Below are 9952 nucleotides of genomic sequence, written 5' to 3'. Positions count from 1 at the left end.
CACCTTATCGCGGACCGACCGCAGACCTCCCACCGGGTGTAGCCTGATCTGATTGTTCGGACGTGGTGAAGGACAAAGCCATGAGCGGTCTGCTTCCATTGCTCGTCGCCGTGCCGGCCGTGACCGGCCTGGCCGGGTATGTCGCCAGGGATCTCCGCGCGGCGGTTCCTTCCGTCACCGGCGTCGCTACAACCGCCCCACCGGGGCGGATCGCCCCGGCCACGCCCGCGCCGCACCGGCCGAGGGTGGAATTCTTCAATCTCGCCGAACTGACCAATACCGACGCCAAAGGCTTCGTCCGTCCGGTCGAGCGTTTTCACGTCGAGCCGTGGGGCCTGTACATGGCGCGCCCGGTCGGCGGGCCGGATTCGCACTATCTCGAGTCCTGGTTGCTGCCGGAACTCTCCTTGCGGGCGACGCTGACCAGAACCAATCCGGCGCACCACCGGGAACCGGTCTACCGGCTCGACATCGGCGAGTTCACCCGGGTGGGCCCGAAGCGCTGGAAGGCGGTGGACCAGTACCTGGACATCGCCGCGCGCCGCGGCCGCACCGCCGAACTACTCGGCGTGGACGAGCTGCTCGCCGCGCACGCGGCCGGACTGGTCGACACCGCGCAGGCGCACCGGGCCTTCGCGCAGGCCACGGCGGTGCTGGACGGGCTGGCCGCCCACGACCACTGCGTGGAGGACTGGCTGGCCACTTACGGCATCACCCTCACCTGGATGTAGCTCACCGGTTACCGCGTCCGACTCGACGCATCGGGCGCGACGGTAGATTCTTGATGCATGACGCAGGCACCCACCGTCGACGTGCACCGGCCCAAAGTCGAGTACTTCAGCATCGCGGACCTGACGAACACGGATCCGAAAGGCTTCGTACGCCCGGTCGAGAAGTACCGCGTCGAGCCGTGGGGCCTGTACATGGCGCGCACCTCGGATCATCCGCAGTTCCACTACATCGAGTCCTGGCTGCTGCCCAAGTTGCACCTGCGCGCGACGATCTTCCACTACTTGCCCGCGCATCGGCGCGACCAGGACTACTACCTCGACATCGGTGACTTCACCGTGGTCGCCCCGAAGAAATGGAAGGCCGTCGACCACTACCTCGACATCATCGTGCGTTCCTCGCGCGACACGCAGCTGCTCGACGTCGACGAGCTGATCGCCGCGCACGCCGCCGGGCTGATCACGCTCGCAGACGCGGAGGCCGCCGTCCAGCACGCCACCGCCGCCATCGATGGCATCGCCGCCAACGGGCACACCCTGGAGGGCTGGTTGGACACCATGGACATCACGCTGACCTGGCTGTAGTCCCCCGTGCGCGGGCCCCCGGACGAGCGCTCCGACCCGCGCCTTCCCGGCGCGAATTCGCAGCACCCATTTCCCGCGCGCCGAGCCGTCACCGCGGTCGGCCGTACGCCCGGCGTGCAACCGGTCAACCGGGCGATGAAGTGGACATGACCGGCCTCGCGCCCTGGCAGCGCTCGCGAATGCCGCGCGTCCGGGGCCGGACTAGGGCGCCGTCGAGTCCCGCCAGGCCAGAACTCTCGGATAGGCGGCGTCGAACCACGGTTCCTTGACATCGAGGTAGGCCGCGGTCGCCTCCGCGCCGGTCAGCCCCGCCGCCTTGGCCTCGCCCTCGCGCTTCACGGCGAGGTACTCCGCGCGTGCGTCCGCGTCGGCGCGCAGCCAGTCCCGCAGCAGTAGCGCGTACTGCTGGCCGGGCGAACCCTCCACCCGCACGTGCACGTTGGCCAACCGCCCCGGGTCGGCGTTCTGGTGGAAACGCTTGACCCACAGCGCGGTATCGGCGCCCGCGGGGTCCTGCGGCGTGGGCTTGGGGTTGTCCTGGGTGGACTCCGGCCGCACCGGGAACCCCGCGGCGCCCAGCGCCTCGCGCAGGCCGTCGGCGGCGGCCAGATCCGCGACCGTGATCTGGAGATCGATCACGTCCTTGGCGGGCAACCCCGGCACCGACGTGGAGCCGACGTGGTCGATACGAGACGCGGCAGTACCGCAGGCCACCCGGAGCCGGGCGATCAGCCGTTGCGCCTGCGCGGGCCAGCGGGGATCGGCGGGCACGAGCCGGATCTCCTGGCGGCGCGCGGGCGTGCCGGTTCGCAGGTTGCGCTCGAACGGCACCAAACGCTCGGCCCACAGGCGACGCACCTCGGCTTCGACGGCACCCGGCGCGCCGCTGTTGTCCAGCAACACATCGGCAACGGCTCGCCGCTGTTCATCGGTGGCCTGCGCCGAAATACGCGCCCGCGCATCGGCTTCGAGGACGCCGCGAAATTCCACCAGACGCCGAATTCGCGTTTCCGCGTCCACGTCGACGATGAGCACGAGATTCATCAACGGAGCGAGACCGTTTTCCACCAGGAGCGGAATATCCTGCACTACGATCGCATCCGCGGGGGCGGCGGCGATCAATTCCGCGGTGCGCTTTCCGACGAGCGGATGCGTGATGGAATTGAGTTTCGCGCGTGCCGCGTCGTCCCCGAATGCCTTGGCGGCCAGCGTGGGCCGGTCGAGGCTGCCGTCGGCGGCGAGGATGTCGGCGCCGAACGCCGCCACCAGCGCGGCCAAGCCCTCGGTGCCCGGCTCGACGACCTCCCTCGCGATCAGGTCGGAGTCGATGACCACCGCACCGAGTGCGGCGAGTGCCCGAGCCACGGTCGACTTGCCCGCTCCCATGCCTCCGGTGAGGCCGATTCGTAACATTCGACCAGTCTCGCATCCGGAAGCGGGCCGCGCGTTCGCCGCCCCGAGGCCCACGCGGCCGCGTCGCGTGCGGCGGATCGGGCGGCGAACCGGCCGTCGCGGGGCAATCCGGTCGATTACCCGATGCGCTCGCGCATTCCACCACATGCCGGCCCATTTGCCCGATCCGTGACTGCCCCGAGACCGTTTCGCAACAATTCCGGATGTTTACGGTGGGGCCGCCCCGACTTTCCGACACGCCGAAGCAATTACTCGCGCAAAATACTCTGCCGAGCACTTTCGTTCCGCTAATCTTCGCCGTGGCGATCCAGGCCGACACCAGCGAAGCAAAGGAACACCATTGGGCACCAGAATCAACCAGACGGGTCGCCACCGCCTGGGTATGGCGGGGCGAGTGCACTGCATTCGGATCCCCGCTGTCGCGGCGGCGCTCGCGGAGCACCGCCGCTCTTGGTTCACCGCGTTCATCAGTCCCGCGCGGCACAGTTTCGCTGCCATGCGGAACCGTCCGGCCGCACCCGCGGTCCGGTGGGTACCTGCTACCGCAAGCTGAACCCGAGTTCGAAGTGGCCCAGCCTCTCGCCAAGGCTGGGCCACTGTTTTGCGTGCCCGGACCTCGGATTCGTTGCGCCGCACCGTGATCGGTCCAGTCCGTGGACCAATGGCGCGGTCGGCCGAGTGCGCCGGCGTGGAAATGTAAGTGCAGATGCAAGAACAGTAAGCCGAGGGCAGTTGCACTTCTCCGCACGCCCACCCGTCGGCAGTCCGTAATTCCTTGCTCGAACCCCGGTCACAGAACCAGCGATAGCGCCCGCTTTCGGCGCGCCCGGAGGAATGCATACCCGTGCTCTTCGATACATTCGGCGTCCCCGCACAGCGAGCCGCTGCGGCGGCGACCAGGACCTGCACGCGCGCTACTTCGGAAAGAATCGTCGAGACCGGCCGGAAGACAGCACAGCGCCGAACGGCCCCATTTCTCGAAAGAACCGGAAACCCGTGACGGCGATGGCGACGGTAGGCGCGGAATAGCGATAAGCGCGTACATTCATCCCCTCGGATATTGCCGATTTTCGACGTGGCGTATCGCTGGCAATCTCCCCGCTCGACCGTCTGGCCGATCCCCGAGGCAGAGGTCCACGGGCGCGACATCCGAGCACGGGATCACGCGGAATGGGCGGGGTCGGCGGAACGATGATCATGCGGAACCGGTCGGGCCGCCGAGTGGAACCGCTGGGATGGACCAGGCGCTGTCGACGCGAGATGGATCAAAGACCGAGTGAACGGACGAGGTCGCGCATCTCGGCGCGGAAAAGCTTCGCCGGATCCTGAGTTTGCGGGCGCAGATGGCCGTACACCTCGAGCGCGATCAGTCCGTGCATCCGCCCCCACATCCGCAGGGCGAGGGCGAGCGCGTCGGGCGGCAGATCGGGGAAGTCGGACCGGACATGCCCGGCCAGCCGCGCGTCGAAGTCGGACCAGGCGCAGTCGCCCGTGGTCTGCGTAGCCGCGGCCCGTGGCCACGCGGCGGCCGCGAGACCGACCAGACCGGTGCAGGCGCGTAACTCGGCCGCCGCGGCAGGCCCGCCCGGCGGCGGCTGATAGCCGGGCACCGGGTCGCCGTAGATGAGCCGGAATTCGGCGGGCCGTTCGACCGCCCACTCACGCACGGCTGCGGCCCAGGCCACGATGCGTCCGGCCGGATCGCCCACGGCGACGGCGTCGCGCGCCGCCTCGAGCCGGTCCACCAAGGCGGTGTAGACGTCCGAGATGAGCGTAGAGATCAACTCGTCACGGGTGGCGTAGTAGCCGTAGATCGCGCCGGCCGTCATCCCCATCTCGCGAGCGATGGCACGCAAGGAGATCGCGTCCGGGCCGCCCTCGGCGAGCAACCGCATGGCGATTGTCTTGATGTCCTCCAGCGCCTGCGCGCGCAGGCGCTCTCGGCGACTCCTGACGATCTCGGCCACGGTTGACACTCTACAGCGTTTGGCTACTATCCCATGTGTAGTTACTGAACGCCGTGTAGTAAATGAACATCAAGGAGAAGTCGTGGAAATCGGGGTTTTCGGAGCGACCGGCGTCATCGGGTCCAGGGTCGTCGCCGAAGCACTGCGGCGAGGACACCGGGTCACCGCCTTCACGCGCGACGCGGGGCGTTTCCCCGCCGAACGCGCCGACGAGACCTGGGCGGTCGCCGACTGGCTGGACACCGACAGCATCGCCGACGCCATCGCCGGTCTGGACGTCGTCGTGAGTGCGGTGAACACCGGGCACGGCATCGCCGACACCATCGCCAAGGCGGACGATTTCGTCGTGGGTGCGCGGGCGATGGTCGCCGCGCTCGACCGGCAGCCACGGGTCCGGCTGATCGCGGTGGGCGGGGCGGGCAGTCTGGAGGTGGCGCCCGGCGTGCAACTGCTGGACACCGGAGATGAGTTCACGCGCACCCTCACCGAAGTGCTCGAAGTCCCGGCGGAGTACGCCCGGGTGGTCCGCGCCCTGCGCGACGCCTTGAACATCTACCGGCTGTCCAACCGTCACTGGACCTACCTGAGCCCCTCCTCGGGGCGGATCGCCCCGGGCGAGTGCACCGGCCGCTTCCGGATCGGCGGCGATCAGCTGCTGCTCGGCGGGGCGGACATCTCCGCGGAGGACGTGGCGGTCGCCCTGCTCGATGAAGCCGAGCAGCCTCGCTTCGTCCAGCGCCGCTTCACCGTCGGGTACTGAGCGGTCGCCCCCGGACCGGATGTCGCACTCGCCGTTTCTGTCGGACCCCTCCGGCACAATACGAAGTGTCGGACGTCGATCTGGTTGCCACACAAAGTAATCCGCAACCCGAGAGATAGGGGTCACCATGCCCGACGTACATGCTTCGACGCCCGGCCCGGTCGCCGAGACCCACGAAGACCTCGTGGCTTTCGCGGCGGAGATCGAGCGGCACCGGGCGCTGCTGTGCCCTGCCGCGGAGGACTATCGGTGGCGCGTGGCCCAGCGGGTCGAGCACTTGGACCCGTCGGACCAGGAGCCGTGGCTGCGGCAGGCGGAGCAGTTCGTCGAGTCGCTGCTGATCGACCCGATCCGGCACCGCGCGCTGGATCTGGACGCCTACCGGGCCATCCGGGACGGCGTGCCCGTGCGGTACGACACCGAACGCCGAAGCTACGTCGTACGTCGCCCGGGAAGGGACCCGCTGGTGGTCAGCCCGGGTTTGCCGGAGCATCGGCTGGGCGTCATCGCCCGGCTGGCCTCGCTCGGGTTGCGGCTCGAGCAGATCCAGGTCGTCGCGCTCACCACCGCCCAGATGGTGGCGCCCCACGAGGCGGCACGGCGGCCCGCACAAGCGCCGCAGGTCTCGCGCGGCACCACGAAACCCTCTCGACGCCAGACCGTCTGAGGGCCTCCTCGAAAACGACTGTGCCCCAACCGATCAACGGTTGGGGCACAGTCGTGCTAGCTATTGCCGATCAGGCGTTGCCGGACAGCTTCTCGCGCAGAGCCGCCAGCTGCGCGTCGCTGGCCAGCGAACCACCGGCGGGCTCGGCCTGGCTGGCGGAGGACTGCGCACCGCTCTCGGAGGAGTAGTTCGACGCGCCGCCGCCGTTCGCGGCCTCGGCCGCAGCGTCGGCTGCCATTTTCTCCATCTGCGCGGTGTGCATCTTGTGGCGACGCTCCGCCTCGGCGTAGCGGCCTTCCCACTCCTCGCGCTGCTTGTCGAAGCCCTCGAGCCACTCGTTGGTGTCGGGATCGAAGCCCTCGGGGAAGATGTAGTTGCCCTGCTCGTCGTAGCTGTCGGCCATGCCGTACTTCGACGGGTCGAACTCGGCGTGGTAGTCCTCGTTGGCCTGCTTGAGGCTCAGCGAGATCCGGCGACGCTCCAGGTCGATGTCGATGACCTTGACCATCGCGTCGTCGCCGACGGTGACGACCTGGTCCGGCACCTCGACGTGGCGCTCGGCCAGCTCGGAGATGTGCACCAGGCCCTCGATGCCCTCCTCGACGCGGACGAACGCGCCGAACGGCACGAGCTTGGTGACCTTGCCCGGCACGATCTGGCCGATCGCGTGGGTGCGGGCGAACTGACGCCACGGGTCTTCCTGGGTCGCCTTCAGCGACAGCGAGACGCGCTCGCGGTCCAGGTCGACGTCGAGCACCTCGACGGTGACCTCGTTGCCGACCTCGACGACCTCGGACGGGTGGTCGATGTGCTTCCAGGACAGCTCGGAGACGTGCACCAGACCGTCCACGCCGCCCAGGTCGACGAACGCGCCGAAGTTGACGATCGAGGAGACCACACCCTTGCGGACCTGGCCCTTCTGCAGCTGGTGCAGGAATTCGCTGCGCACCTCGGACTGGGTCTGCTCCAGCCAGGCGCGGCGGGACAGCACCACGTTGTTGCGGTTCTTGTCCAGCTCGATGATCTTGGCCTCGATCTCCTTGCCGACGTACGGCTGGAGATCGCGGACCCGCCGCATCTCGACGAGCGAGGCGGGCAGGAAGCCGCGCAGGCCGATGTCGAGGATCAGGCCGCCCTTGACGACCTCGATGACGGTGCCCTTGACGGCCTCGTCCTTCTCCTTGAGCTCCTCGATGGTGCCCCACGCACGCTCGTACTGCGCCCGCTTCTTCGACAGGATCAGGCGGCCTTCCTTGTCCTCCTTGGTGAGAACAAGAGCCTCGACCTCATCGCCCACGGAAACGACCTCGTTGGGGTCGACGTCGTGCTTGATGGAGAGTTCACGAGAGGGGATGACGCCTTCGGTCTTGTAACCGATGTCGAGCAGGACCTCGTCGCGATCGACCTTGACGATGGTTCCTTCGACGATGTCGCCGTCGTTGAAGTACTTGATCGTGGCGTCGATGGCGGCGAGGAAATCCTCGGCGGAGCCGATGTCGTTGACGGCTACCTGCGGCGAGGTGACGGTGGTGGGCATATGTCGGTTTGCTCCGGACGGATTGTGGTCGGTTGCGGACATTGGAACTTTCGGTACGCTGCGATCTCACCGCGATGTGTGAAGACGGACACTAGGAACGTACCGCACGCGACGCGCGTGAAACGCAGCACGGTGTGAACTTCGGTACGGCTGTACGGAAGACACTCGCGCGTTCAGCGTACGCGACCTCGGTCCGGGCGGGCAAACCGGTCAGGCCGCCACGCCGATAGTCTGATCGGCGTGTCGGAAGATCGCCATGCGCAAGCAAACGCACTGCTCGGAACGACGGGCACGGCGCGGACCCGGATCGGATCGGCGGCCAGCAGGGTGGCCAGCCGGCGGTGGTGGGACGCCGATGCCGCCCAGTACCACGAGACGCACGCGGAGTTCCTCGGCGTCGACTCCCCCGGCGGCGAGTTCGTCTGGTGCCCGGAGGGCTTGCACGAAGGGGACATGCGCTTCCTCGGCGACGTCACCGGCAAGCGGGTGCTGGAGATCGGCTGCGGCTCGGCCCCGTGCGCGCGCTGGCTGGCCGGGCAGGGCGCGCGGCCGGTCGGGCTCGACCTGTCGCGCGGCATGCTGGAGCGGGGGCTGGCGGTGATGGCGCGCGGCGGGCCGCGGGTGCCGCTGGTGCAGGCGGACGCGGAGGCCCTTCCGTTCCCCGACGCGTCGTTCGATCTGGCCTGCTCGGCGTTCGGCGCCGTGCCGTTCGTCGCCGATTCGGCGCTGGTGATGCGCGAGGTGGCGCGGGTGCTGCGCCCGGGCGGGCGCTGGGTCTTCTCGGTGAACCATCCGATGCGCTGGATCTTCCCGGACGATCCGGGTCCGGCGGGGCTCACCGCCACCATCCCGTACTTCGACCGCACCCCTTACGTCGAGGTCGACGGCGACAACGTGCCCACCTACGTCGAGCACCACCGGACCATCGGCGACCGGGTACGGGAGATCGTCGCGGCGGGACTGGCAGTCGAGGACATCGTCGAACCGGAGTGGCCGGAATGGCTGGATCGCGAATGGGGGCAGTGGAGCCCGCTGCGCGGTGAGCTGTTCCCCGGCACGGCGATCTTCGTCACGAGGAAGCGCTGAGCGTGAGGGGATGGTCGTCCACCAGCTCGAGCAGCGAGACCTCATGGGTGACCAGCAACATCTGCGCCCGCGGCTGGTCGGTGACTTCGTGCAGGCGGTCGCGGAACGCCTCCGCCGCCACCGTCGTGTCGAAGTCCAGCTCCACCAGCACCCGATTCGGGTTGTGCGTGAATCGTTCCACCCGGCAGTTGCGGGCTCCGGCTTCCGCGAAGTACTGCGCGAGACCGTCGAACGTGGGCTTCCACGCGTTGTAGTCGCGAACGATGTTGTCGATGTGCACTGTCGTGGTCATCATTGCCCCTTTCGGTGCGGACTCGATCGGACGGTCGCTGACCACTTGCAAGTCTTCGCGCCCACGGGCCGGGGCACCATCTCTGATCGGTATCGAGGTCGCGTCACTGCGACTTCGGTTTGCGCCCGGCCTGCTCCAGCGCCAGGCGCAGCGCGTACTCGATCTGGGCGTTGACACTGCGCAGGTCGTCGGCCGCCCACTTAGCGATGGCGTCGTGGACGGCCGGGTCCAGGCGTAGCAGCAGTTTCTTGCGCTCAGCCACGGGGCGCCGCCTCAGGAGTAGAGCGAACCGGCGTTGACCACGGGCTGGGTCGGACGGTCACCGCAGAGCACCACGAGCAGGTTCGACACCATGGCCGCCTTGCGCTCCTCGTCCAGTTCCACCATGCCCTCCTGAGCGAGCCGCTCCAGCGCGAGGCCGACCATGCCGACCGCGCCCTCCACGATCCGGGTGCGCGCGGCGACCACCTGGTTCGCCTGCTGACGGACCAGCATGGCCTGGGCGATCTCGGGCGCGTACGCGAGGTGGGTGATCCGCGCCTCCAGCACCTCGATGCCCGCCATCTCGGTGCGCTCACGCAGTTCGACGGTCAATTCCTCGGCGACCTCCGCGCCGTCGCGCAGGCTGGTGCGGTCGGCCTCGTGCGCGTCGTAGGGGTGCGTCGTGGCCAGGTGGCGGACGGCCGCCTCGGACTGGGTCTCCACGTACTCCTCGTAGTCGTCCACGGCGAAGGCGGCCTTGAAGCTGTCCACCACCCGGTAGACGACCACCGCGGCGATCTCCACCGGATTGCCGTCGGCGTCGTTGACCTTGAGCTTCTGCGTCTCGAAATTGCGCACGCGCAGCGAGATGCTCTTGCGATCGGTCAGCGGGAGCACCGAGAAGAAGCCCGGCTCGCTCACCGAGCCGACGTAGC

General features: G+C 68.4%; 11 protein-coding genes. 5 read left to right on the top strand and 6 right to left on the bottom strand.

Features of this window, described 5'->3' with window-relative positions:
- Positions 1–80: 80 nt before the first annotated feature.
- Both ON27_RS10305 and ON27_RS10300 read left to right on the top strand, forming a co-directional pair.
- Positions 81–731 carry a ribonuclease FAU-1 family protein gene (locus ON27_RS10305; RefSeq protein WP_083887486.1) on the top strand — a complete coding sequence of 217 codons (651 nt, stop codon included), beginning with the start codon at positions 81–83 and terminating at the stop codon, positions 729–731.
- A 57-nt stretch (positions 732–788) separates the two neighbouring features.
- On the top strand, positions 789–1313 hold the full coding sequence (locus ON27_RS10300; protein ID WP_043723382.1) for a ribonuclease FAU-1 family protein: 525 nt from the start codon (positions 789–791) through the stop codon (positions 1311–1313).
- A gap of 201 nt (positions 1314–1514) precedes the next feature.
- Here the strand turns inward: ON27_RS10300 and coaE are convergent, their stop codons facing one another.
- Both coaE and ON27_RS10290 read right to left on the bottom strand, forming a co-directional pair.
- A complete protein-coding gene (coaE, locus tag ON27_RS10295; protein ID WP_043723380.1) occupies positions 1515–2726 on the bottom strand; it encodes a dephospho-CoA kinase in 1212 nt (403 codons plus the stop codon).
- Between the two features lie 1265 nt (positions 2727–3991).
- The gene (locus tag ON27_RS10290; protein WP_043723378.1) at positions 3992–4693 is read right to left on the bottom strand and encodes a TetR/AcrR family transcriptional regulator; all 702 of its coding nucleotides are present in this window, start codon (positions 4691–4693) and stop codon (positions 3992–3994) included.
- A gap of 82 nt (positions 4694–4775) precedes the next feature.
- Between ON27_RS10290 and ON27_RS10285 the strand changes: the two genes are divergently transcribed.
- Positions 4776–5453, top strand: coding sequence for an NAD(P)-dependent oxidoreductase (locus ON27_RS10285; RefSeq protein WP_043723376.1), 678 nt, complete (start codon positions 4776–4778; stop codon positions 5451–5453).
- 127 nt (positions 5454–5580) lie between these two features.
- Positions 5581–6120 carry a hypothetical protein gene (locus tag ON27_RS10280; RefSeq protein ID WP_043723374.1) on the top strand — a complete coding sequence of 180 codons (540 nt, stop codon included), beginning with the start codon at positions 5581–5583 and terminating at the stop codon, positions 6118–6120.
- 70 nt (positions 6121–6190) lie between these two features.
- On the opposite strand, the gene rpsA is transcribed toward ON27_RS10280, so the two are convergent.
- The gene (gene rpsA, locus ON27_RS10275) at positions 6191–7657 is read right to left on the bottom strand and encodes a 30S ribosomal protein S1 (RefSeq protein ID WP_043723371.1); all 1467 of its coding nucleotides are present in this window, start codon (positions 7655–7657) and stop codon (positions 6191–6193) included.
- A gap of 240 nt (positions 7658–7897) precedes the next feature.
- Between rpsA and ON27_RS10270 the strand changes: the two genes are divergently transcribed.
- The gene (locus ON27_RS10270; RefSeq protein ID WP_043723368.1) at positions 7898–8743 is read left to right on the top strand and encodes a class I SAM-dependent methyltransferase; all 846 of its coding nucleotides are present in this window, start codon (positions 7898–7900) and stop codon (positions 8741–8743) included.
- On the opposite strand, the gene ON27_RS10265 is transcribed toward ON27_RS10270, so the two are convergent.
- From ON27_RS10265 to ON27_RS10260, 3 genes are all read right to left on the bottom strand, one after another.
- Positions 8727–9035 (bottom strand): hypothetical protein, encoded by a 309-nt coding sequence (locus ON27_RS10265; RefSeq protein WP_157227141.1) that lies wholly within the window; start codon positions 9033–9035, stop codon positions 8727–8729. The two genes, ON27_RS10270 and ON27_RS10265, sit on opposite strands and share 17 nt — an antisense overlap.
- 103 nt (positions 9036–9138) lie before the next feature.
- Positions 9139–9297 (bottom strand): type II toxin-antitoxin system antitoxin, encoded by a 159-nt coding sequence (locus tag ON27_RS43880; RefSeq protein ID WP_169334500.1) that lies wholly within the window; start codon positions 9295–9297, stop codon positions 9139–9141.
- Between the two features lie 11 nt (positions 9298–9308).
- A partial coding sequence (locus ON27_RS10260) for an SPFH domain-containing protein (protein WP_043723364.1) occupies positions 9309–9952 on the bottom strand: 644 nt, incomplete at its 5' end.

Source organism: Nocardia asiatica NBRC 100129 (genome assembly GCF_000308415.1).
Taxonomy (GTDB): domain Bacteria; phylum Actinomycetota; class Actinomycetes; order Mycobacteriales; family Mycobacteriaceae; genus Nocardia; species Nocardia asiatica.
This window is presented reverse-complemented; position numbering and strand designations above follow the sequence as displayed.